Annotated in this window: 18 protein-coding genes; 5 read left to right on the top strand and 13 right to left on the bottom strand. The window is 60.6% G+C overall.

Features of this window, described 5'->3' with window-relative positions; all coding sequences use genetic code 11:
- Positions 1-13: 13 nt before the first annotated feature.
- From ACK6BI_RS18040 to yaaA, 13 genes are all read right to left on the bottom strand, one after another.
- On the bottom strand, positions 14-1,465 hold the full coding sequence (locus ACK6BI_RS18040) for a mannose-1-phosphate guanylyltransferase/mannose-6-phosphate isomerase (RefSeq protein ID WP_409318112.1): 1,452 nt from the start codon (positions 1,463-1,465) through the stop codon (positions 14-16).
- Between the two features lie 155 nt (positions 1,466-1,620).
- The gene (locus ACK6BI_RS18045; RefSeq protein WP_409318113.1) at positions 1,621-2,277 is read right to left on the bottom strand and encodes an alginate O-acetyltransferase AlgF; all 657 of its coding nucleotides are present in this window, start codon (positions 2,275-2,277) and stop codon (positions 1,621-1,623) included.
- A 14-nt stretch (positions 2,278-2,291) separates the two neighbouring features.
- Positions 2,292-3,464, bottom strand: coding sequence for an alginate O-acetyltransferase (locus tag ACK6BI_RS18050; protein WP_409318114.1), 1,173 nt, complete (start codon positions 3,462-3,464; stop codon positions 2,292-2,294).
- A 10-nt stretch (positions 3,465-3,474) separates the two neighbouring features.
- The gene (locus ACK6BI_RS18055; RefSeq protein ID WP_409318115.1) at positions 3,475-5,040 is read right to left on the bottom strand and encodes an MBOAT family O-acyltransferase; all 1,566 of its coding nucleotides are present in this window, start codon (positions 5,038-5,040) and stop codon (positions 3,475-3,477) included.
- Positions 5,041-5,288: 248 nt separating this feature from the next.
- The gene (locus ACK6BI_RS18060; RefSeq protein ID WP_409318116.1) at positions 5,289-6,413 is read right to left on the bottom strand and encodes a mannuronate-specific alginate lyase; all 1,125 of its coding nucleotides are present in this window, start codon (positions 6,411-6,413) and stop codon (positions 5,289-5,291) included.
- Positions 6,414-6,421: 8 nt separating this feature from the next.
- Complete coding sequence (locus ACK6BI_RS18065) at positions 6,422-7,873, bottom strand: alginate O-acetyltransferase (RefSeq protein WP_409318117.1); 1,452 nt, start codon at positions 7,871-7,873, stop codon at positions 6,422-6,424.
- 10 nt (positions 7,874-7,883) lie between these two features.
- Positions 7,884-9,470 (bottom strand): mannuronan 5-epimerase AlgG, encoded by a 1,587-nt coding sequence (algG, locus tag ACK6BI_RS18070; protein WP_409318118.1) that lies wholly within the window; start codon positions 9,468-9,470, stop codon positions 7,884-7,886.
- Between the two features lie 26 nt (positions 9,471-9,496).
- Positions 9,497-10,978 carry an alginate export family protein gene (locus ACK6BI_RS18075; RefSeq protein ID WP_409318119.1) on the bottom strand — a complete coding sequence of 494 codons (1,482 nt, stop codon included), beginning with the start codon at positions 10,976-10,978 and terminating at the stop codon, positions 9,497-9,499.
- Positions 10,975-12,477: an alginate biosynthesis TPR repeat lipoprotein AlgK gene (gene algK / locus ACK6BI_RS18080; RefSeq protein WP_409318120.1), complete on the bottom strand. Its 1,503-nt coding sequence runs from the start codon at positions 12,475-12,477 to the stop codon at positions 10,975-10,977. Before algK ends, ACK6BI_RS18075 begins: the two co-directional genes overlap by 4 nt.
- A 15-nt stretch (positions 12,478-12,492) precedes the next feature.
- Positions 12,493-13,662, bottom strand: coding sequence for a PilZ domain-containing protein (locus tag ACK6BI_RS18085; protein ID WP_409318121.1), 1,170 nt, complete (start codon positions 13,660-13,662; stop codon positions 12,493-12,495).
- 35 nt (positions 13,663-13,697) lie between these two features.
- Positions 13,698-15,179, bottom strand: a complete 1,482-nt coding sequence (alg8, locus tag ACK6BI_RS18090; protein ID WP_176704428.1) for a mannuronan synthase — start codon at positions 15,177-15,179, stop codon at positions 13,698-13,700.
- Positions 15,180-15,285: 106 nt separating this feature from the next.
- Positions 15,286-16,602: a nucleotide sugar dehydrogenase gene (locus ACK6BI_RS18095; RefSeq protein ID WP_409318122.1), complete on the bottom strand. Its 1,317-nt coding sequence runs from the start codon at positions 16,600-16,602 to the stop codon at positions 15,286-15,288.
- 812 nt (positions 16,603-17,414) lie between these two features.
- On the bottom strand, positions 17,415-18,194 hold the full coding sequence (gene yaaA, locus ACK6BI_RS18100; protein WP_260522292.1) for a peroxide stress protein YaaA: 780 nt from the start codon (positions 18,192-18,194) through the stop codon (positions 17,415-17,417).
- A 175-nt stretch (positions 18,195-18,369) separates the two neighbouring features.
- Here yaaA and ACK6BI_RS18105 point away from each other — a divergent pair, with 175 nt between their 5' ends.
- From ACK6BI_RS18105 to moaE, 5 genes are all read left to right on the top strand, one after another.
- The gene (locus ACK6BI_RS18105) at positions 18,370-19,494 is read left to right on the top strand and encodes a polysaccharide deacetylase family protein (RefSeq protein ID WP_409318123.1); all 1,125 of its coding nucleotides are present in this window, start codon (positions 18,370-18,372) and stop codon (positions 19,492-19,494) included.
- Positions 19,495-19,848: 354 nt separating this feature from the next.
- On the top strand, positions 19,849-21,243 hold the full coding sequence (locus ACK6BI_RS18110) for a PhoH family protein (RefSeq protein ID WP_409318124.1): 1,395 nt from the start codon (positions 19,849-19,851) through the stop codon (positions 21,241-21,243).
- A gap of 102 nt (positions 21,244-21,345) precedes the next feature.
- Complete coding sequence (gene moaC / locus ACK6BI_RS18115) at positions 21,346-21,819, top strand: cyclic pyranopterin monophosphate synthase MoaC (protein ID WP_007957321.1); 474 nt, start codon at positions 21,346-21,348, stop codon at positions 21,817-21,819.
- The gene (locus ACK6BI_RS18120; RefSeq protein ID WP_409318125.1) at positions 21,816-22,058 is read left to right on the top strand and encodes a MoaD/ThiS family protein; all 243 of its coding nucleotides are present in this window, start codon (positions 21,816-21,818) and stop codon (positions 22,056-22,058) included. The genes moaC and ACK6BI_RS18120 overlap by 4 nt, the downstream gene beginning before the upstream one ends.
- 3 nt (positions 22,059-22,061) lie before the next feature.
- Positions 22,062-22,514, top strand: coding sequence for a molybdopterin synthase catalytic subunit MoaE (gene moaE, locus ACK6BI_RS18125; protein ID WP_409318126.1), 453 nt, complete (start codon positions 22,062-22,064; stop codon positions 22,512-22,514).
- Positions 22,515-22,753: the final 239 nt, after the last annotated feature.

Below are 22,753 nucleotides of genomic sequence, written 5' to 3' on the forward strand. Positions count from 1 at the left end.
TATTGCAGGGTGATCACTGCGCGATGGTTTTCACCGACACGCCGCGTTCGATCGGGGTGGAGCGGCCGTAGATGTCCTCGAAGCGCTCGATATCGTCTTCACCGAGGTACGAACCCGACTGCACTTCGATGATTTCCAGCGGGATCTTGCCCGGGTTGCGCAGGCGATGCACCGAGGCGATCGGGATGTAGGTCGACTGGTTTTCGGTCAGCAGGAACACGTTTTCGTCGCAGGTCACCTCGGCGGTGCCGCTCACCACGATCCAGTGTTCGGCGCGGTGGTGGTGCATCTGCAGCGACAGGCACGCGCCCGGTTTGACCGAGATGTGCTTGACCTGGAAACGTCCGCCCATGTCCACCGAGTCGTAGGAACCCCACGGACGGTAGACCTCGCAGTGGTTCTGGGTTTCGCTGCGGCCCTGCTCGTTGAGGGTGTTGACCATCTGCTTGACGCCCTGGACCTTGTCCTTGTGGGCGATCATCATGGCGTCCTTGGTTTCCACCACCACGATGTTCTCCAGACCGATCACCGACACCAGTTTGCCGTTGCCGTGGATCATGCAGTTCTTGCTGTCCTGGATCACCACGTCGCCCTTGCTGACGTTGCCGTTGGCGTCCTTCTCGTTGACTTCCCACAGCGACGACCAGCAGCCGACATCACTCCAGCCCGCAGTCAGCGGCACCACGCAGGCGCGCTGGGTCTTTTCCATCACGGAATAGTCGATGGAGTTGTCCGGGCAGCAGGCGAAGGTGGCTTCATCGAAAGTGATGGTGTCCGGGTCCTGAGTGCTGCGTTCCAGCGTCAGCAGGCAGGTGTCATAGATGTCCGGATCGTGCTTTTTCAGCTCTTCGAGGAAGCGGCTGGCGCGGAACAGGAACATGCCGCTGTTCCAGTAGTAACCGCCGGACTCGACGTACTCGGTGGCACGTTTGACGTCGGGTTTTTCCACGAAGTGCGAGACCCGGCTGACGCCTTCCGGCAGCAGCGAATCGCCGGTGGACTTGATGTAGCCGTAGCCGGTTTCCGGTTTGGTCGCCGGCACACCGAACAGCACCATCTCGCCGTTTTCTGCCGCCACGGTGGCCAGGGCCAGCGCACGTTGCAGGGCTTTCTGGTCTTCGAGCACGTGATCGGCCGGCAGCACCAGCATCAGTTCGTCACGACCTTCGTTGACCAGCATCATCGCCGTCAGCGCCACTGCCGGCGCGGTGTTGCGGCCGAACGGTTCCATCAGGATGCGCTGGCATTCCAGATTGCGGTTGGCCAACTGCTCGTTGACGATGAAGCGGTGATCCTTGTTGCAGACCACGATCGGGGTGTCCATGCCTTCGAACACCAGGCGTTCCAGGGTTTGCTGGAACAGCGTGTGTTCGCCGGTCAGGGCGAGGAACTGCTTGGGAAACTGCTTGCGCGAAAGCGGCCAGAGACGTGAACCGCTACCACCTGACAAGATCACCGGAATCATAATGTTTACTCCATAAAATCGATTGGGTTAGAGGCCCTGTGGCAGCGAGCCTGCTCGCGAAAGCGGTGTATCGGTCGACATGGGTGTTGAATGTCGGACCGTATTCGCGAGCAGGCTCGCTCCCACATGGGGGACTGCGTCAGTTCATGAATGGATCAGCGGGTCGATACTGGGCGCTTCACCCAGACCGGCGACAGGTTGCTGCCGTTGCCGGTGACGTACAGCACCGCGGCTTCACCGCGCTCCAGGGCGACCGGTTTCACGTCGCCGACTTTCTTGTCGCCTTCATACAGCGCCAGGCTGACTTTCACCGGGTTGATTTCACGCTCGCCACGGCCCTTGGCGGCCACGTTCGGCACCACGTCTGTCTTGCCGTCGGCGGTCTTCAGGGTCAGCGGTTTGTCGCTGAGGTTCTGCACGCGCACCAGGGATTTCTGCTTGTTCTTGAACGGCGGTTCTTCGATCAATTGCGGCGCGCCGGACGCGTTGTTGACCAGGGTGTAGTAGTGGTCACCGGCGAGTTTTACCGGCAGGGTCTGGCTGCCGACCTTGGCGCTGTAGTCGCCGCCCGGCATGAAGCTGAAGTCGCTGCTGGCCAGCGGTGCCACGTCGCTCAGATTGGTGCTGCCGACGGTGGCGCTGACTTCAGCGTTGCTGGCGTTGTAGACCCGTACGAAGGTCGAGCCTTTCGGTGCGGTCGGGCCGTACAGCGCAGCGTCGCCACCGGCAAATGCCTGGACCGACAGCACGCTCATACCCGCAACCAGAGCAATGCGTTTAGCGAGACGACGAGGAGTTGTAGTGAAAGTCATGGTGTACCTCTCTTTCAGTTTTGCGCCCGATCGGGCGTCTCGGATTTAGTGTTTACAGCTACGTTTTGTTGGCGCGCGCCGGCTTGTTTAAGCTCTGCGACCCACTGCGGGTCGGCGTCGCCGATTTCGTTGTTCACAGGCAGATATCGTTCAGGAAACTCCCAGATCAGCACCTGCGGCGGGCTGTTCTTGAAGTCATCGCTTTTCAGGTAGCTGAGCATCGGCAGGATCGGACCGTGGCCGTCCTCGGCGTAATTGACGACGTCGCTGTGCAGCGCTTGCTTGAGCGCACCGACGAAATTCCAGTTGGGGTTGGCGCTGTAGCTGGTACCGATCAGGGCCACCGGCACTTCGCTGTTGGCGAACAAGGCGTCGTCACCGACAGGTTGTTCGACGGCCACAGTGTTGCGCTTTTGCAGCGGTTCTTTGGCCGGCATCATGTTTTCGAACAGTGGATCCAGCGGCAGGAACAGACGCAGATCGCCCTTGTGCGTGACCTTTTCCGCCGGGGTGGTGACGAAGCGCTGCGGCTCGCCGCTGAGCGGGAACTTGTCGGCGATGGTCTTGGCCAGGGTGTTGGCGGCGATTTCCGCGCCTTCCGGGGTCCAGTGGGTGTCGGTGCGCAGGAACACTTGCTGGCCGTTCTGCTTGGCCTTTTGCAGCGGGCCGAGCAGGTCGGGGGCGAGGATCTTGTCTGCCGCGACACGGGCGTGGAAGTCCTGATAGAGGTTGGCGTGGATGCTCGCCGGTTTCACTTCACCCAGGTGTTCCGGGTACAGGCGAACCTTGGCCGGCACGATCGCCATGACCAGTTTCACGCCTTTCTCTTTCAGGGTCTGGCGCACGCCTTCGACCAGCGCGTAGTTGCCTTGCAGGTTCAGCTCTTCGTTGACGATCGGGTTGAATTCCTCATCGCTGTACAGCCACTGATCGCGACCGAGTACCACGCCCGGACGACCTTCGTTGAACAGCTTGAAATCCAGCGCGGCCCAGAGGTTGGTGCCCAGGCGCTTGATCGGGAATTCATCGTCGTAGTGGGTTTCCACGGCCTTGGTCCAGCGACCGTTGAGTACCGTCGCGTCGGCATTGGTGCTGAAACCGAAGAAGCTGCGCACCGACCACAGACCGAGCACCAGCAGGGTCAGCAGAAACAGCGCGATGTAGAAGATGCGTAATGAGCGGGTCATGGCAGATCCCTCAGAACTGGAAGTAAAGGAACGGCGAGAAGCTTTGCGCCGAGAGTTTGAGAATCGAGGCGATGAACAGCAGCAGTACCAGCCCGCGCATCACGTAGCGCGACCAGTCCGCCGTCCAGTACGCCGGTTGCACCTGGGCGTCGACGCCGGCGGTGTAGCCCGGTTCGTGGATGCTCGCCGGGTTCTCCCCCGGCGCCGCCTTGATCAGGCCCGGTTGAGCACCGGCAGGGCCGTCGCTTTCGACGTTGACCGCAGGTCTGGTCTTGACCGGCGGCTTGCTGGTGTACAAGTCACGCAGGCCAAAGAACGCCAGGGTCACGTAAGCCACCACCAGGGTCGCCACTTGCAGGCCGGTGAGGCTGGCGCGGTTGAGCTCCGACAGCGACCAGTCGCCGAAGCTGAACATCGCGCCGTACATGCGCCCGGCAACGTGCAGATTCTCGGCGCGGAAGATGACCCAGCCCATGACCACCAACAGGAACGTCAGCGCCCAGCGGATCGGGTTGAGGCTGCGCGGCGAGGTGTTGATGCCGAGCATTTTCTCGATCGCCAGCCACATGCCATGCCACGCCCCCCAGACGATGTAGGTGATGTTCGCGCCGTGCCACAGACCACCGAGCAGCATGGTCAGGAACAGGTTGCGATAGGTCATCAGCGTGCCTTTCCGGTTGCCGCCGAGGGTGATGTAGAGGTAGTCGCGCAGCCAGGTCGACAGGCTGATGTGCCAGCGACGCCAGAACTCGGTGATCGACTGGCTGATATAGGGCTGCTTGAAGTTTTCCATGAAACGGAAACCCATCATCAGGCCCAGACCAATCGCCATGTCGCTGTAGCCGGAGAAGTCGAAATACAGCTGCGCGGTGTAAGCCAGCGCGCCGAGCCAGGCGTCGCCCGTGGTCGGGTTTTGCAGGGCGAAGCAGTGGTCGGCGACGACGGCGAGGGTGTCGGCGATGAACACCTTTTTGATGAAACCCTGCATGAACCGCGTGCAGCCCTCGGAGAACTTGTCGAGGGTGTGGGTGCGGTTGTTGAACTGGTCGGCCAGGTCACGGAAACGCAATACGGGACCGGCGATCAGGTGCGGGAAGATCGCCACGAACGCCGCGAAGTCGATCAGGTTGCGGGTGGCCGGGGTGTCGCCACGATAGACGTCGATGATGTAGCTGATGGACTCGAAGATGTAAAACGAGATGCCGATCGGCAACAGCACGTGGGTCAGGATGAACGGTTCGAGACCGAACGAAGTCATGATCGCGTTGAGGCTGTCGACGCCGAAGTTGGCGTACTTGAAGTAGCCGAGGATGCACAGATCCACCGCCACGCCGAGCAGCAGCCAGCGCTGGGCCGGTTTGCTGCGCACGCCGGCGGCGCCGACTTTCAGGCCGATCCAGTAGTTCCACAGGGTGACGCCGGCGAACAGCGCCAGGAAGTCCACCCGCCACCAGGCATAGAACACGTAGCTGGCGATCAGCAGCAGCAGGTTGCGATAGCGTTGCCCGCTCAGGTAGTACAAGCCGAGAAAGATCGGCAAGAACAGAAACAGGAACACGTTGGATGAAAATACCATCCCGATCTCTCCATGTTTGAACCAACAGTCAAGGGCCAAAGCCCCCCCAAACCCCCCACTGAAAACGGGATGGTTGTATTGCATGCTGCGCATTTACCTGTGGCGAGGGAGCTTGCTCCCGCAGGGGCGCGAAGCGCTCCTTGAAACCTGATCACGCGGTGCGTCAGTCAATGCGCGTTCACTGGGTTACGACTGCTTCGCAGCCGGGCGGGAGCAAGCTCCCTCGCCACAGGGCAATACCGTCAGCCTCAAGAACCCTTGTTGCCTTTCTCGTGGGACGGGTCGTAGACCTTGGTCAAATCCCCGCCGAGGCGAAACGTCTTGAACGGCTGCATGCCGTGCTTCTTCTCCAGCACCTCCGGCGAGCAGGTGTAGAGGCTGCAAAACGGCTCAAGCCAGGCGAATTTCATGTCCTCCTTCAGGTCGGTCATGTCCTGCTCCTTGCCGTTTTTCCTTTCGAACTGATCCGGGTCTTTCACCCCGGCCAGCACGCGGTCGCCCAGACGTTTGAGCGCGCTGTTGTTTTCCTGACGCAGATCCACACCGTTGACCTGGGCGAAACTGGCGATCATCGCCAGTGGCGGCAGGGCATAGTTGTGATAGGCGAGGGCGCGTTGCTGGCGCTTGAGTTCGTTGGGCAGGTAACCGTCGGCATCGATCTGATTGACGCCGACCTTGTATTCCTTGACCGCCCAATCGAACAGGTCGCGGCGGTTGGTGGCGATGGACGTCGCCATCACTGACCAGGCGGCCCAGTACGAGTGGTTGTTGGTTTTTTCCAGCGGCAGGTTGTCCCAGTCGCTGACCACCTGATCGGCCATTTTGCTGAACCAGGCCTCGATCACCTGAGCTTCCTGCTGATGCTGGGCCAGGGGATGGGAGTCCGAGAATTTCAGGCGAATGTACGAAGAGGCCATGCTGCCCAACGCCCATTTGCGCATCGACTTGCCGGTGTGGTTGAAGTCCTTGGACATCAATGCATCCGCCCGGGCCCAGGTAACCAGCCAGTTCAGCGTGCAGTCGAGCTGCTCCGGGCGACCGTCGCGCATGAACTGCATCACCCGTTTGGCGGTACCGCGCTCCAGCGTGGTGATGTCTTTGGTGGTGTCGCGAAAGGCTTTTTCCGACTGCACGTTCAGCGTGGCGCGGGCCTTGTCCGAGCCTTCGTATTTGCTGCGAAACTGCAGCGGACCGGTGTACGGCGCCGGTGTCGCATCGCAGCCTTCGCTCTTGTCGGTGGTCTTGAATTTATCCACGGCTGCGAAGTAGCCCTGAGGCGGACGCAGTGGTGCGGCGGCCTGAGCGGCCCCGGCGAACATCGCCAGACTCAGCAGGGCCGGTGCCCATAAAGATTTCAATGTCGGATTTCGCATGGCAGACCTCATTGCCCGATCTGGGCGGTTTGTTGCCCGGCGCCGGGGAATACGTTGCGTTTGCAGATTTTCGCTTCGACCTTCTGTGGCGCGGTGCCCGCATCCGGGCCCTGGACTTCGACCGCCAGCAGATTCTGCGAGGCCCAGTCTTCGTCGGTGCGCAACTCAAAGGCGAAACGACCGTCGGTGTCGGAGGTTTCCGGTTTCTCGATCTTGATGTCCTCGTGGCGACCGTTCATGTACCAGAGGGTGGCTTGCAGCTTTTTCACCGAGGTGTCGGCGAAGCGGATGTCGACCTGATGGCCGCTGTTCTGCAGGTTCAGGTTCTTGCTGTTGACCAGCAGTTCCTGTTTGCCGCCGGGTTTGAGCGTGGTGCTGGCGGACATTTGGGTTTCCTTGCCTTCGCAACCGTTGTCCAGCAGCGCCATCATCTGGCGATAGATGGTTTCCTGGTCGAGGCGGTACAGCGGCGAGAATTCCCAGATGAGAATTTTCGGTGGGGTTTTCTGGAACTCGTCGCTGCCCAGGTACTGCAGCATCGAACCTTCCAGACCGCCCCCGGGGAAGGCGACGTTGAGAATGTCGGCGCCGATGGCTTCTTCGAGGAAACCGGCGAAGTTGTAGTTCTTGCCACTGTGGGAGGTGCCCACGAGGGTGATCTGCGGGTTGCCGGAATCGCCGAACAGGTCGCCGTCGCCCGCTTCACCTTTCGGCTCGGTGGTGAACTGGTCCATGTACTGGATGGCGTAACTGGTGCCGCACAGCTGCCCGGCCATGTTGTGCAGGGTGCCGGTCTTGCCCATGCGCCCCGAGCGTCTGGTCTCGAATTCACGCTTGGGAATGTCGGCGAAGGCCGGGATCTGCTTGACCTTCTCGGCCACGATTTTTGCCGTGCGCTGCGCACCGTACGGCGTCCAGTGCTGGTCGCCACGGAAGTAGAAATCGTGGGCGGGCAGGGTGTCGGGCAGCGATTCGTTGGTCAGCGGCGACAGGTCCGGCACCACGTAACCCATCTTCGCGAAACGGCCGAGCATGGTCTTGTAATTGCCCAGTGCCTTCTCGTAATCGAACGCGGCCTTTTCCGCCGGGTTGAGTTTGTTGCGATTCACCAGGCCACGGGTCGGCTGGTAGACGATTACCAGTTCGACACCTTTGGCCTTGAACGCATCGTGCAACTGTTGCAGACGCTTGTAGCCGGCCGGAGTGGTGTTGAACTCGGTGCGCAGATCTTCCTGGGTCCGGAACAGCCAGTCGCCTTGCGCCTGCACCAACGTGGTGAAGTTCTGCTGATAACGCGTGGTGTAGTTCTTCGCGTCATGAGCGGCGGGGCACAGGCTGCAGCAAGGTTCGGCGGTGAACTTCGGCGGCTGGACTTCATCCGCGCGGGCGCCATTGCCGGCCGCCAGAATGCCCGCGGTCAGGGCCGACAGGCTGAGTAATTTGATCAGGTGTGGGTGCATAAAATTATCCTCAGTCCTGCAGTTCGGTCTGGCGTTCGACGGGGTCGATCAGCACGGCTTTCTGCTGGCGCACCAGCAAGTCGAGAATTTCATCCTGACGGTCACCCAGGACGCCGTTGAAGCTGATGCCGCTGGATTTGGTCGGCGCCAGCATCGACACGCGGTACAGCTCGACGCTCAGCGGCGAGTCGATGGCCATCGGGCCGCTGCCGTTGGCCGCCAGTTCACCGCCGACCACGATCAGCGACACCTGGGCGTCAAACGGGTCGAGCTTGATGTCGCGGTCGGTGTCGGTCAGGTCCTTGATATGGCCGTAGACGCCGGTCAGACCGTTGGCCATGGCAACGTTTTCGTAGAGGCGGATGTTCACGCTGTTACGAATGCGGATGCCGTGGCGCTTGTTGCTGATGACCTTGTTGCCCCACAGCAGGTTGTCGGCGGACTCGTAGAGCGTGATGCCGTCGGTGTGGTTCTTGTAGATCTCGTTCCAGGCGACGATGTTGTTGATGCTGTTACGGTCGATCACCAGCCCGGAGAGGTGGTTGTCGAAGCTCTTGTTGTTGAAGATGAAGCTGTCGTTCACCTCACGGGAGATGATGATCCCGTGCTTCTTCTTCGTGCCGTACACCGTGTTCTCGGCAATGATCAGACCGTGGGAACGGTCGTGCGGGTCGATGCCGTAGACGATGTTGTCCTTGTAGGTGTTGCCCTTGACCACGAAATCGCGGGTCTCGTAGCAGTAGAAGCCGTACCACATGTCCGAGAACTCCGAGCCGACGATCCAGCCGGTCGGCTCCGGACGCTTGAGTACCTTGGCCATGTTCGGCGTGTACTGGGAAATGCTCACGCCGTAGGACTTACTGTTGGCGTAGCCGAAACTGGCCATCTTGCTGTTGACGATGTAGGTCTCGGTGCCACCCCAGGCCAGCAGGAACGGGCGGAATTCCTTCGGCGAACGGAAGGTCGCCGGGCTGTTGTCCTTCTCGCGCCAGCCGGTGACTTTGGTGTCACGCACGAACAACTGGCCGTCGTTGACCAGGAACGAACCGGCCTCCTGGGACAGGCGCAGTTCCTGGGTCTGGCCGTCGATTTCGAGGATGCCTTTGCGACCGACCACAATCGGCAGCTTCGCCAGGTACACGCCCGGGGAGGTTTCGCTGAAGTACTGTTTGGGCAGTTTCTGCGCCAGTTCCTTGAGGTTCATGTAGCCGTCGTCGACGAAGATCGCCTGCGGGATACCGTGCTGGCGCACCACCCATTCGGCCATCTTGTTGTCGCCGCCGATGAAGTCCTTCAGGGCGTCTTCCTGCATCATCCGGCGCACGCTGATCTTGCCCGGTTTGCTGCGTACGATTTTCGCGGCGGCGGCCTCGGCGGTGAAGCCTGTGAGGTCGGGCAGTTTCGGCTTGTCCAGCTCCAGCGCGTCGGTCGGGGCGCTGCTGACGGTGTAGGTCTTGGCCTGTTGCAGCTCCTTGGCAGTGGTCACCGGTTTGGCCGGTTGCGGTGCGACCGGTTCGACACTGGCAAAGGAGCTTGCCGAGGCCAGCAGCATCGCCCCGGCCAGCAGGCTGAGCGAGCCTTTCCTTGGGTTGTTCATGTCGGGCACTCCCTTCGCGGTTTGCATCAGAAGCGCCAGATCACGTCGATGAACGCGCGGTGCATGTACGAATCGACCTGGCTGCCATAGGCATCACCCGGCTTGAACACGCCGCCACGCAAACGCACCAGCGCCGAAGGCTCGTCGATCGACTGGCTCAACGCCGCCGGCAGCAGGCCTTGCTTGAAGTACTTGGTGACCACCAGATCCATTTCCTGGCCCAGGTCCTTGTTGCCGTCCTGCAGTGGCAACGAGGTGCTGGAGAGGATTGCGCCGGTCACGTCGTCGGTGTTGTTTTCCACCGCGTTGATGCCGTTGCTGCCCACCGGTTTGTTGCCGTCCACGCGCCAGAACTTGTGGTAGATCAGGCTGGCGTCGTACTGATCGTTGAGCATCCAGGAACCGAACAAAGTGGCGGTCTGCATGTTGTTCATTTCGCCACGGAACGCTTCACCGAAGCGGTGCACCCGAGAGCGTGTCCCGGTGTAGTTGGAGCGGTTGCTCTCCAGACCGTTCTGTTGGTAATCGGCGCTGGCGCGGGCGTAGGCTGCACCGACCTGCCACTGCGGATCGAGGCGCAGGCGCACGCCGATGTCGGTGGCCCAGCCGTTGATGTCTTCGCTGCGCTTGGCCTGCGCAGGGCGGCTGCCGTCGGCGTTCAGCGGGTTGACCGTATCGCGGTCGCCGCTCATGCCGGTGATGCTGCCCCAGTAGTTGACGGTGTTGGTGTTGCGCCAGTTGTAGGCGTCGCTGTCGGCGGTCAGGCCGAGCCAGCTGATGTCGCCGTTCTGGGTTTTGTCGAGGGTGTCGCGGGGCACGCCCGGTTCGGCGTAATCGAGCTTGCCGTTGTCGTGGGTGTGATGGCCGCGAATGCCGACCCACTGGCCCGGCGTCCACTGATACGCCGCATCGGCATAAGCGTGCAGGCGATCCTTGTCTTTCGGTGCCAGCTCTTTGAGGTCGGTGCGGTATTCGCTGAAGCGTTCGGCGACACCGGCGTTGGCGCGCAGCAGAGTGGTATCGAAAGTCCAGTTGAGCGCTTCGATATTGGTGTCGCGCCATTGGCCGTCGTCGTTGCGCAGGCGCTGGCGACCGAACTTGAGGATCTCGCCGGGATACGGTGTCAGGCCGCTGTAGCCGACCCAGAACTCACGCATCGCCAGGTAGTTCTTTTTGGTCTTGCGGTCGCCGCTGTCGGTGGTTTCGGCGCCGTCGGACTGTTGCAGGGTGTCGGTCTCGATGATGTCGGTGGACGTCACGGCCTGACCCATGGCGTAGGCACTCCACGCGCCGCTCTCGCCGTAGACCCACGGACGCAGGTCGAGGCCCACACCGTTGACGTCGCCACCGGGTGCGGTGCCGAGGTCGCGGTCGTCTTCAGACTGGCCGGTGATCTTCACTTCGAGGCCGAAGTTTTTGGTTTCAGTGATCGCGGCCAGTGTCGGGCAAGACCAGATCAGCGCGAACGAAAGGCCAATGCCGGCCTTCACGAATGGATTCAACTTCATAATTTTTCCTCGCCGTCTTCTTCTTGCAGGGCGTGCAGTTGCAGCGTGTTCTGATTCAGGGCACCGCGGCTGGCCTGTTCCTGCTGCAACAGGCGCTGGGCGTCGGCCAGGCGCTCGGGGGGCAATTGCGCCGCGAGTGTGGTCGCCAGCTCATCGGCCTGCGGCGTGTTCTGCGCCTTGGCCAACTGGCTGAACACGTAGGCGTTGAGCGGATCGGGTTTGGTGCCCTTGCCTTGGGAAAACAGCTGGGCGATGGCGAAGTCGGCGCTGTTCTGCCCATTGCGCGCTGCGGTCAGCAGATGGTCGAGGGCCTTCTGCGGATAGACCTTGCCCAGGTAGCCGCGGCGATAGATCTGGCCGAGGTAGTAATCGGCAGCGACTTCACGGCCGACGGCTTTCTGGAAATGTTCCTCGGCGACTTTCGCGTCGGCCGGCACCAGTTTGCCTTCGTAATAGAGCTTGCCCAGCAACAGTTCGGCGCGGGGCTGGTCGGCGGCGCGACCGTTGTCCAGGTACTTCATCATCTGATCGACGTCGCCCAGTTCCGGGAAGTCGTAGAGCAGTTGCGCCAGCGTCACCCACGAGGCTGGGTAGCCCGGCGCGATCGGTTCGAGCAACGACTGCGCGGTTTTCTCATCGGTCTTGCCCAGGGTCGAATCGGCGAGCACACGGGCGACGGAGTCCACTCGCTGGGCACTGACGCTGCCACGGCTGTGGGCGGCCTGCAGCTGTTTGATCAGTTCGGCCTGTCGGTCTGGCTGGGCGCGTTTCTGATAGACCGTGGCCAGCTCGACGTAGCAGATGTCGGTGGTGTGCAGCGCGGCCTTGCAGATCTTTTCCACGTCATCCAGATGCTGGTCGTAGGTGCCTTGGGTGCGATACAGCAGCACCTGCGCCAGACCCGCTTCCGGGTAGCCCGACTTGCGCCACTGATCGATCTGCTGTTGGGCGTTGATGTTCGGGAAACTGTGCGGGTATTGCAGATAGAGCATCGCCAGCGGTATGAGCGTATTGCCTTCGCCGTTGGCAGCGGCTTTCTTCAGCAGGGTTTCGGCTTCGTGATGCTCGGCTTCGGTGGAGCCGGGCTTGGCCACCAGCAAGCGACCGAGCCGGGCCTGGGCACGCGGCGACACATCGGCCGCTGCGCGATAGGTTGCCTCGGCCTGTTTGATCTGCTCGGGGTCGCGACTGTCGACCTGGATGTCGGCGAGGCCGACCTGAGCTTCGCTGTAACCCAGATCGGCCAGCGCACGGTAGTTCTGCGCGGCGGTCGCGGTGTCACCGCGCTTGAGCGCTTCGTTGGCCAGACGCTGGTCGGGCAGGCCGGCGCAACCGGACAGGCTGACTGCCAGCGCCAGCGAGCACACCACCAATCCCATGTGGGAGCCAGCCTGCTGGCGAAGCAGTCGACTCGGTACATCAGACAAACCGCGCTGATCCTTTCGCGAGCAGGCTCGCTCCCACAGGGTCGGCGGTGTGGTCAAGACAGGAGTAGTCACAGGCATGTCCTCGACTTAAAGACCGGCAGCCATGGCTTTGTCGATCAGCCAGTTCAGGTTCGGACCACGGTCGCTGTTCACTTCCACCGGGCGGCCGGCGAAGGTGCTGTCCAGCGGTTCGTCAGGCTGGATCTGCACGCGAATGTCGGAGGACAGGTCGGCGCTTTTCAGGCTGGTGCTGCTGATGATCTTGCCGGTGCGGGTCTTGTCTTCGCCGGCGATCTGGAAGCTCACTGGAGTACCCGGGCGCACGTCGCTGAACTGGCGATAGGAGAAGCGCGCATCGACGGTGGCCTGGGTGTTGCGTGGTACCAGGGTGAAGATCACGTCGCCCTTGCTCGCGTATTGACCGTCGGCCACCAGTTGCTGGGCCACGGTGCAATCGCAAGGGGAGGTCAGGGTGCCGGTCATTTGCTTGCCGAACAGTTCTTCGACCTTGGCCGGTTGCAACTGATCTTCATCCAGATGGCCCTTGAGCACATCGAGCATGCTGGTGCTGAACGTCGCCAGCGGTGCGCCCTTGGCGGCGACGCCGTCGGACTTCACCAGACTCTGCACGGTGCCGTCGCGAGGCATGGTGATGTTCATGCCCGGCACGCTGACCAGCCCGGCCTGGGCATGGCTGACGAAGTACATGTTGTACACCGATTTGAAAACGAAACCCGCCGCCACGAGGCCGATCGCAAAGATACCGGCGCTGAAGGTCACCGCTTTCAGGCGCCCGAACGGGGTCATGCCGTGGCCGCTGTCCTTGGCCTTGCGCGCCTTGGTGAAGTTGTCGCGCTGCAGGGTCGCCAGCACTTCGCCGATGCTGACGATGTCACCGGCCAGGTGCGAAGTGATCAGGTGACGCAGGGTGGAAATATCCTGCGGTTCGAGGTTCTGGAACTGGCAACCGGCACGGCCGGTCTGGCGGTCGAAGGAGCGCACCTGCAGTTCAACGTCCATGGCAATGCCGAGGTTGTCGATGACGAACTGCAGGCGTGCCTTGTACACCTCGCCGACGGTCAGCGGCTGTTGCCCGGCATTGAACGCCAGGCCGCCGGCGGACAGGTCGATGACCCGCGCTTCGACCGGGGTGCGGTCAGGCCCGAAGAACCGCAGCTTGGCCGGGATTTTCACCCGGGCGTGCTGACGCTGGGCTTCGGATTCATGCACTACGTTGACGTTGACGGCGGTATTCATGGGGGCGATTTCCTTGTTAATTCAAGAGGGGCAGGTCAGACCATCATCAGCAGCACGGCGACGAAAATGCTGCCGGCGGAGAAGGTCATGGTCCGAGACGACCAGGTGTTGAACCAACGTTGAAAGCTGGCGAGATCACGGGTCAGGGAAGTGGGCTGGCGGGTCCAGGATTGCTGATCGAGGCGGAAGAACACGTAGATCTTCACCAGCGCGCCAACGATCTGGTTGTAATAGAGAATCAGCGGGTAGGCCGGGCCGATCCGGTGACCGGAGCACGACAGCAGCAGGGTCAGAATCAGGCGGGTGATGCCGATCCACAGCAGGTAGGCGAGGATGAACGCGCCGCCATATTTGAAGCTGGCGATGATCGCCACGGTCAGGCCGAGCAGGGACGTCCACATCGAAACACGCTGGTCGAACAGCACCACCGAAGTGAAAGCGCCGAGACGTTTCACGCCCAGACCCAGCGCCCGCGAGTTTTGCCGCAGGTTGTTGCCGTACCAGCGGAACATCAGCTTGCGGCTGGCCTTGATGAAGCTCTTTTCCGGCGGGTGTTCAACGGTGTTGATCGCCGCGTCCGGCACGTAGAAGGTGTCGTAGCCCAGGCGCATCAGGCTGAACCAGCTCGACTTGTCGTCACCGGTCAGGAACTTGAAACGACCCAGGCGCCAGTGTTGCAGCGAGTCGCTTTCAACGTCGGCGATGAAGTCCGGGTTGGTGACCACGCTGGCGCGGAAAACCGACATGCGCCCGGTCATGGTCAGCACGCGCTTGGACAGGGCCATCGAACACATGTTGATGTGGCGCTGGGCGAAACGCAGCTTGTGCCATTCGCTCATGATGTAGCCGCCGCGCACTTCGCAGAATTCGTTGGTGGTCAGGCCGCCGACGTTGCCGAACATCTGGAACCACGGCACGGTCTTGCGCACCACGCCTTCGGCGAGCACGGTGTCGCCGTCGATTACGGCGACCACGGCGCGGTCGTCCGGCAGGTGACGGGAGATCGCACGGAAGCCGTAGGCCAGGCCATCGCGTTTGCCGGTGCCGGGAATGCGCACGAAGTCGAGCTTGACCCGGTCCGGTGGATTCATCCGTGCCCACAGGGCCTTGACCAGCAGCTCATCGGACATTTCGACGATGGAACAGACCACGGTGGTCGGCAGTTCGCAGTCGATGGCCTCGCGGATCACCGAGCTGTAAACCTGCGCGGTGGTCAACGCATCGATACGGAAACTGGTCACCATCAGGAACACATGGGACGGATCCGCCGCCTTGCCCAGCTTGCGAACCTTGCGGCGCAGGTGCGGGTAGACGATGTAGAGAAAAATCATGCCGCGCACAAAGTGCGTTGCACCCATCGAGTAGCGCCAGATACCCACGGCGCCAATCAGGAAAATAAAGTCCTTCGACTCGGAGTCGAACGTGGACGCGGGCAGCATCAGCGCCAGGCCCATCAGCAGGCTCAGAAACAGCAGCCAGCCGGCGGATTGCAGAAAAAAATGTTTGAGCTTGGACATGACCGTCATCCGAAGGTGAGGGGAGCTTTGAGCGACAAGCTTCAAGCTTCGAGCTGCAAGTGAAACGCCTGGGTCTGCAGCTCGAGGCTTGTCGCCTGGGGCTGCCTTACCAGCAGATCCCTTCGGTGCGAGTGCCGGCATCGGTGCCTTTGGCCATGAAGCCGACCAGGTCGATCACCTGTTTGCCGTGCGGTGCTTCCTGGGCCAGGGCGCGGAATTTCTCGTCGCGGTTGCCCAGAATGATCACGTCGGAGTTGTCGATCACCGAGTCGAAGTCCGCATTGAGCAGCGACGACACGTGAGGGATCTTCGACTCGATGTAATCCTTGTTCGCGCCGTGGACACGGGCGTACTGGACGTTGCTGTCGTAGATGCTCAGGTCATAGCCCTTGCCGATCAGCATCTCGGCCAGTTCCACCAGCGGGCTTTCGCGCAGGTCGTCGGTGCCGGCCTTGAAGCTCAGGCCGAGCAGGGCGACTTTGCGTTTGTCGTGGCTTTCCACGATGTCGAAGGCGTTCTGCACTTGCGATTCGTTGCTGCGCATCAGCGAGTTGAGCAGCGGCGCTTCGACGTCCAGGGAACCGGCGCGGTAGGTCAGGGCACGCACGTCTTTCGGCAGGCACGAGCCGCCGAAGGCGAAGCCCGGGCGCATGTAGTACTGGGACAGGTTGAGGGTCTTGTCCTGGCAGACCACGTCCATCACCTCACGGCCATCGACGCCCACCGCTTTGGCGATGTTGCCGATCTCGTTGGCGAAGGTCACTTTGGTGGCGTGCCAGACGTTGCAGGTGTACTTGATCATCTCGGCGACGGCGATGTCCTTGCGGATGATCGGTGCATCGAGTTCTTCGTACAGCGATTGCAGAACGTCGCCGGAGGCCTTGTCGAACTCGCCGATAACGGTCATCGGTGGCTGGTCGTAGTCGGCGATCGCGGTGGATTCGCGCAGGAATTCCGGGTTGACCGCCACGCCGAAATCGACACCGGCTTTCTTGCCCGAGCAGTCTTCGAGGATCGGGATCACCACGTTGGCGACGGTGCCCGGCAGCACGGTGCTGCGCACGACGATGGTGTGGCGGGTGGATTTTTCACGCAGGACAAAACCGATCTCGCGGCACACCGCCTCGATGTAGTTCAGTTCCAGGTCGCCGTTCTTTTTGCTCGGCGTGCCGACGCAGATCATCGACAGGTCTGTGTCACGAATCGCCTCGGCAAAGTTGGTTGTACCGCGCAGACGACCGGTCTTGATCCCTTGTGCCAGCAACTCGCCCAGGCCCGGTTCGACAATGGGGGATTTGCCCGCGTTGATCATGTCGATCTTGTCTTTGGCAACATCGACGCCAACTACGTCGTGGCCTCGTGCAGACAGGCAACCGGCACATACTGCACCGACGTAACCCAAACCAAATATGCTGATGCGCATCGCAATTACCTCTGTATATATCAGGCCGTTAGAGGGCCGGAGTTAATGGTGTTCAGCGGTTTTAGTGCACTCGAAAGTGTGACTTGCAGGCGTCACAATGCCGTGTGCAGGCATACTAAGTTTCGAGTGTCTAAATAAGTGCACTCAAGATGTGCGCAACCAGGCCTTGTTGTTATGACGTGCCCTGTAATGCAGCCGATCCCTTGAACAAGGGATACTTGTGCAATCTTGTGTTGCACGCCCGATGTCAGGCGGAAGGCCTGTAGATCGGGCGTTCAGGTGTTCTGGCGAACACGTTTACAAGGGCGCGGTCCTGGCCTTGCAGGGGATATGGATGGTGCGTATCTCCTGTCTTTCGATAGTTGTCCAGAGTTGTAATCCCAGCCGGGCAAGTTGCCGTGACAACTTGGTTACATGGTCTGGATCTCTGAGTAAGTTATCTCGTACAAGCTCGGCGATAATCGTTACCGGTGGTATGAGCTATGCGTTTTGACATAGTTCCGGTCCGCCCATCGCGAATTTTGAAATTTCTTGAAATATTGAGAAAGATGGCACTGCTTTCATATTGATAGCACTTTCGATTTCGCCCTTTATTGACAGGCAGATAATCGCCCTGGATGGTTTTGTGCCACTACTCGAAAAAAAATCTGGTGCCACTACTGAAAAAAATGACATCTGTCGAGTGAAAGAAAAGATAGAAATGAGGGCGGTGTTTTTATGGCGCCAATAAAACGGCGAAAAGAAGGGAGGTTTTTTTGACGTCGTGCGAGGTGCACGACTCTTTATAAAAAGAGTCGTGCAATGGGCATGCTTTATTCAGGTGCGTGATCGCGCAGAAACACCAGATTGTCCGGTTTCGACTGTTCGGCGCTGTAGCGATATCCCTGCACGTCGAACTGTTTGAGGGCGGCCGGATCGTTGATGCGTTCCTGGATCACGAAACGACTCATCAGGCCGCGAGCTTTCTTGGCGTAGAAGCTGATGATCTTGTACTGGCCGTTCTTCAGGTCCTTGAATTCGGTGTTGATGATCCGCGCGTTCAGGGCCGTGCGCTTGACCGCCGAGAAGTACTCGTTGGACGCCAGATTGAGCAGCACGTCATCGCCTTGCTCGGCCAGCGCTTCGTTCAGCCATTGGCTGATGCGTGTACCCCAGAAGGCGTACAGGTCCTTGCCCCGGGCATTGGCCAGTTTCGTGCCCATTTCCAGACGATACGGCTGCATCAGGTCGAGCGGACGCAGCAGGCCGTAGAGGCCGGAAAGCATGCGCAGGTGCTGTTGCGCATAATCGAAATCGGCTTCGCTGAAACTCTGGGCGTCGAGCCCGGTGTAAACGTCACCCTTGAACGCGAGCAGCGCCTGTTTGGCGTTGGCCGGGGTAAATGCAGGTGTCCAGCTGCCGAAGCGTGCAGCATTGAGGCCGCCGATCTTGTCGGAGACATGCATCAGTTCGCTGATCTGTGCAGGTGTCAGCTCGCGCAACTGCTGGATCAGCTCCTGGGAATGGTCGAGGTATTGCGGTTGAGTGAAGCGCGGGGTCGCCGGCGGTGTTTCGTAATCGAGGGTCTTGGCGGGGGAAATCACCATCAGCATGAAGTCGTCTCCTTTGATCGTGGGGGCGATTCTAGGGGGTTGGCCGGGTTGACTCCAGCTATCAGGTCCATAGGTGATCGGCGGCTCACCTTCAATTCCTTGTGGGAGCGTGGTTGAGGGGAATCGTGTGGGATCGGCTATAGTGCCGCGCGGGTTTTGTTATGGAGACACCCCTTTGCGCATTGTTCTTTTTTTCACCGCGTGGCTATTGAGCGTCGGTGCCGTCGCGGCGCCGGGCGATATTGCCACGCTCGATCGCAGCACCTGGCCGGAGACGCTCGACAACCCGACTCTGTTCGACGTCGCCTCGCGGGCGGAAGTCCTGATGTTCGCCCGGGGGTTGTTGGGCAGCGAAGCGCTGGATGAGGCCGCGATGGCTCAGCGTCTGGGGTTGCGCACGGTCAATCTGGACGCGATCAACAGCCTGCGCGAGCGTCTGTGGCAGCGTTTGCTGACCAGCTACAACCATGCCCAGCAGAGCTGCGACCAGGACGCCTCGTTCTGTTTCCTCGTCGAAGACCTGCCGACCCTGCGCGAGCAGGCGGCCAAGTTCGTGGTCAGCGATGAAAGCTATTACACGAAGTGGGCCGAGCCGAGCCGGATCTTCCATCAACAGTACCTGGATGAATTGCTGCGCAAGGCGGCGCTGTCGCCACAGACCACCAGCGAAGTCGATCACTTCGGTGACTACGAGCGCAACGGCGACGACATGCACGACCGCTTGTTCCTGTTGAGCTTCGACAGTGCCGCGAACCTGCTGCCGGACAACACCGACTGGATCGCCGATTACCTGCGCAAATCCAATCTGAGCGGCACCTTCTTTTTGCTGGGCAAGGATGTGCAGGCGCGGCTGGCGGATCGCTCGGTGAACAACCTGCAATCGGAATTTTCGAAACTCTGCGTGGGCGTGCAGGGCTGGGAGTTCCGCTCTCACAGCCACTGGCAGGACTGGCAGGACTCGGTGCGCCGCAGCAGCGATCTGGTGAAGAGCAAGCTGCCGGAAAACTACGTGCCGTTGTTCCGTCCGCCAGATGGCCAGCGTCGCAGCGATGCGGGCAGTTTCTTGCGCAATCAGGGCCTGCAAGTGGCGCTGTGGGACATCGATGCCCAGGACGGCGCCGGCAAGCTCAAGGGCAACCCGAGCGCGCAGCGGGTGCTGACCCTGATGCTGTTGTGGCGTCACGGCGTGATCAATTTCAACATGAAGCAGGATGCGGTGAAGACGGCGTTGCCGTGGCTGATCACGCAGACCGCGCAAAGCGGCATCGGCTGGGAAGACTGTCAGGACGCGTTTCGCTGAAGAAAAAACGACAGGAGCCCGTAAACATTGGGCCTGGGGTGAATTTTTTGCGGAATTGGAGGCTGGCGGACTTCCGACTCTAACGGGGGCAGGGCAGTCCGCCAAGGGCTTTTCGTCACTTTGCAAAATAAACTTCAAAAAAGCGTCAAAGTGCTTTTTTCTGTCACGGGTTTTGGAGTATTACGAAGTCAGACCGCCGAAACCTGCAACACAGGTGGCGTCTTCCAAGACCCATTTTGTGTGCAATTCGCCTGCTATTCCGAACAAAAGCTTCGCAGGCGGATTCGGCAGTCACTTCGAGGCGCAGCACCGCCCAGGTATTGCGTCGAATGGCTCCCACAAAGGTGACCGAGTATGGATGATCACGGACGTAGCCCTTCCTCCAACCAGCCAATCCTTTATGTACTCGATACCAACGTACTGATTCACGATCCGAATGCCCTGCTGAATTTCGAAGAACACCACGTCGCGATCCCGATGACCGTGCTCGAAGAGCTGGACAAGCTCAAGAGCGGCCATCACAGCGTCGCCGCCGAATGCCGTCAGGCGATCCGGCTGATCGACAAGACCTTGGGCGATGCCACGCCCGAGGACGTCGAACAAGGGGTGCCGATCCAGCGTGGCAAGAGCGGACCGAAGGGCTTGCTGTCGATTCTGATGAGCAAGCAGGCCGAATCGAACCTGATTCTGCCCGAGCATCTGAACGACAACAAAATCATCAACCAGTTGATCGACCTGCACACCCGCGAACCGAAGAAACCGGTGGTGCTGGTCACCAAAGACATCAACATGCGCCTCAAGGCGCGGGCCTGTGGAATCGACGCCGAGGACTACAGCACCGACCAGCTGGTCGACGACGTGTCCCTGCTGCCCAACGGCTATCACAACATGACCGGCTCCTTCTGGGACCGTGTGAGCAAGGTCGAAACCCGTCAGGACCATGGCCGCACCTGGCACCAGGTGCAATTGACCGACAACCTGCCGGCCGTGCACATCAACGAGTTCATCATCGATGAGCAGGGTTTCGTCGGCTGGATCAAGGAGATTGAAGAGGACCGTCTGCTGATCCTCGATCTGCACCAGGAACCGCTGCTGCATCAGGAAGCCTGGGGCCTCAAGCCGCGTGACATCTATCAGAGCCTGGCGCTGTACGCCTTGCTCGACCCGGACATCCATCTGGTCAACCTGTCCGGCGCCGCCGGTTCCGGCAAGACCATCCTGGCGCTGGCCGCTGCGATCGAGCAGACCATGGTCAGCAAGCGTTACCGGCGCATCATCGCCACCCGCAGCGTGCAGGGCCTGGATCAGGAAATCGGCTTCCTGCCCGGCACCGAAGCGGAAAAAATGGAGCCCTGGCTGGGCGCCATCACCGACAACCTCGAAGCCTTGCACATGGACGATGAAAACACCCATGGCAGCGTCGACTACATCCTCAGCAAAGTGCCGTTGCAGTTCAAATCGCTCAATTACATTCGCGGTCGTAGCTTCCAGCAGAGCCTGATCCTGATCGACGAATGCCAGAACCTCACGCCGCACCAGATGAAAACCATCATCACCCGGGCCGGCGCCGGTTCCAAAGTGGTGTGCCTGGGCAACCTGGCACAGATCGACACCCCTTACCTGTCCGCGACCAGCTCCGGGCTGACCTACCTGACCGAACGTTTCAAAGACTTCCCCAACGGTGTACACATCACGCTGCAAGGGGTGCCTCGCTCGATTCTGGCTGAATACGCCGAATCGCATCTGTAACCCGCCAAATGGAACCGGGCGACTGCAAAGTCGCCCGGTTTTTTGTGTGCGCAATTCTGACCCTCAGGTTTACAATCGACGCTCCTGATCAGGAGTAATCCCGTGCTGACTCATCTCGATTCCCAAGGTCGCGCCAACATGGTCGACGTCACCGAAAAAGCCGTGACGTTCCGCGAGGCGACGGCCCAAGCGCTGGTGCGCATGCTGCCCGACACCCTGCAGATGATCGTCAGCGGCGGCCATCCCAAGGGCGACGTGTTTGCCGTGGCGCGCATCGCCGGCATTCAGGCGGCGAAGAAAACCAGTGACCTGATTCCCCTGTGCCACCCGCTGATGCTCACCGGCGTCAAGGTCGAACTCAGCGCCGAAGGCGACGACGCGGTGCGCATCGTGGCCCGTTGCAAGCTGTCCGGGCAGACCGGCGTGGAGATGGAAGCGCTGACCGCCGCCAGCGTCGCCGCGCTGACCATCTACGACATGTGCAAGGCCGTGGATCGCGGCATGACCATCGAAAGCGTGCGCCTGCTGGAGAAAGTCGGCGGCAAGAGCGGGCATTTCCAGGCGGAGCAGCCATGAACCTGACCGTGAAGTTTTTTGCCCGTTACCGCGAAGCGCTGGGCGTGGATTCGGTGAAGGTCGAGGGCGATTTTGCGACGGTAGAAGACGTTCGCGCATTGCTCGCCAGCCGTGATGGCGCCGAGGTGCTGAGCGAACAGAACCTGATGTGCGCGCGCAACGAAGACCTGTGCCAGCTCGACGAGCCGGTGGTCGATGGCGACGAAGTGGCGTTCTTCCCCACTGTGACCGGAGGCTGAAACATGGCGATTCGTGTGCAGTCCACGGCGTTCGATCCCGGCGCTGAAGTCAACGCGATGCACGCGGCCAATGTTGGCGTCGGCGCGGTGGTGAGTTTTGTCGGTTACGTGCGCGACTTCAATGATGGCCTCGATGTCGCCGGCATGTTCCTCGAACACTATCCGGGCATGACCGAAAAGGCCTTGGGCAAGATCGCCGTCGAGGCCGAACAGCGCTGGCCGTTGTTGAAGCTGGAAGTGCTGCACCGCATCGGCGCGCTGGAGCCGGGCGAACCTATCGTGTTCGTCGGTGCCGCCAGCGCCCACCGTCAGGCGGCATTCGACGCCTGCGCCTTTGTCATGGATTACCTGAAAACCCGTGCGCCGTTCTGGAAGAAAGAGAACACCAGCGACGGTCCGCGTTGGGTCGAGGGTCGTGACAGCGATCATGCGGCGGCGGATCGCTGGAGCAAATAAGTCCCGCAGCGACACTCAATCAGTCATCGCGAGCAGGCTCGCTCCCGCTGTGGAATGCATTTCCCTGTGGGAGCGAGCCTGCTCGCGATGGCGTCATCTGTAACGCCGCCATTCTCGGATTTCGTCCCGACTAGTGGACAAGTGCAATCCCGCTTGTCTGATTGACGATCTGTACGTAAAAGTCCAGTATGGATTTACAAGTACAAATAAAGCGTTTTCCGTTTCAGCTCTTTCTTCTG

The organism is Pseudomonas sp. KCJK9016 (assembly GCF_046231795.1).
Classification (GTDB): domain Bacteria; phylum Pseudomonadota; class Gammaproteobacteria; order Pseudomonadales; family Pseudomonadaceae; genus Aquipseudomonas; species Aquipseudomonas bananamidigenes.

Coding starts and splice junctions, on each gene's coding strand:
- ACK6BI_RS18040 (WP_409318112.1), bottom strand. CDS start 1,465: ATGATTCCGGTGATCTTGTCAGGTGGTAGCGGTTCACGTCTCTGGCCG.
- ACK6BI_RS18045 (WP_409318113.1), bottom strand. CDS start 2,277: ATGACTTTCACTACAACTCCTCGTCGTCTCGCTAAACGCATTGCTCTG.
- ACK6BI_RS18050 (WP_409318114.1), bottom strand. CDS start 3,464: ATGACCCGCTCATTACGCATCTTCTACATCGCGCTGTTTCTGCTGACC.
- ACK6BI_RS18055 (WP_409318115.1), bottom strand. CDS start 5,040: ATGGTATTTTCATCCAACGTGTTCCTGTTTCTGTTCTTGCCGATCTTT.
- ACK6BI_RS18060 (WP_409318116.1), bottom strand. CDS start 6,413: ATGCGAAATCCGACATTGAAATCTTTATGGGCACCGGCCCTGCTGAGT.
- ACK6BI_RS18065 (WP_409318117.1), bottom strand. CDS start 7,873: ATGCACCCACACCTGATCAAATTACTCAGCCTGTCGGCCCTGACCGCG.
- algG (WP_409318118.1), bottom strand. CDS start 9,470: ATGAACAACCCAAGGAAAGGCTCGCTCAGCCTGCTGGCCGGGGCGATG.
- ACK6BI_RS18075 (WP_409318119.1), bottom strand. CDS start 10,978: ATGAAGTTGAATCCATTCGTGAAGGCCGGCATTGGCCTTTCGTTCGCG.
- ACK6BI_RS18085 (WP_409318121.1), bottom strand. CDS start 13,662: ATGAATACCGCCGTCAACGTCAACGTAGTGCATGAATCCGAAGCCCAG.
- alg8 (WP_176704428.1), bottom strand. CDS start 15,179: ATGTCCAAGCTCAAACATTTTTTTCTGCAATCCGCCGGCTGGCTGCTG.
- ACK6BI_RS18095 (WP_409318122.1), bottom strand. CDS start 16,602: ATGCGCATCAGCATATTTGGTTTGGGTTACGTCGGTGCAGTATGTGCC.
- yaaA (WP_260522292.1), bottom strand. CDS start 18,194: ATGCTGATGGTGATTTCCCCCGCCAAGACCCTCGATTACGAAACACCG.
- ACK6BI_RS18110 (WP_409318124.1), top strand. CDS start 19,849: ATGGATGATCACGGACGTAGCCCTTCCTCCAACCAGCCAATCCTTTAT.
- ACK6BI_RS18120 (WP_409318125.1), top strand. CDS start 21,816: ATGAACCTGACCGTGAAGTTTTTTGCCCGTTACCGCGAAGCGCTGGGC.
- moaE (WP_409318126.1), top strand. CDS start 22,062: ATGGCGATTCGTGTGCAGTCCACGGCGTTCGATCCCGGCGCTGAAGTC.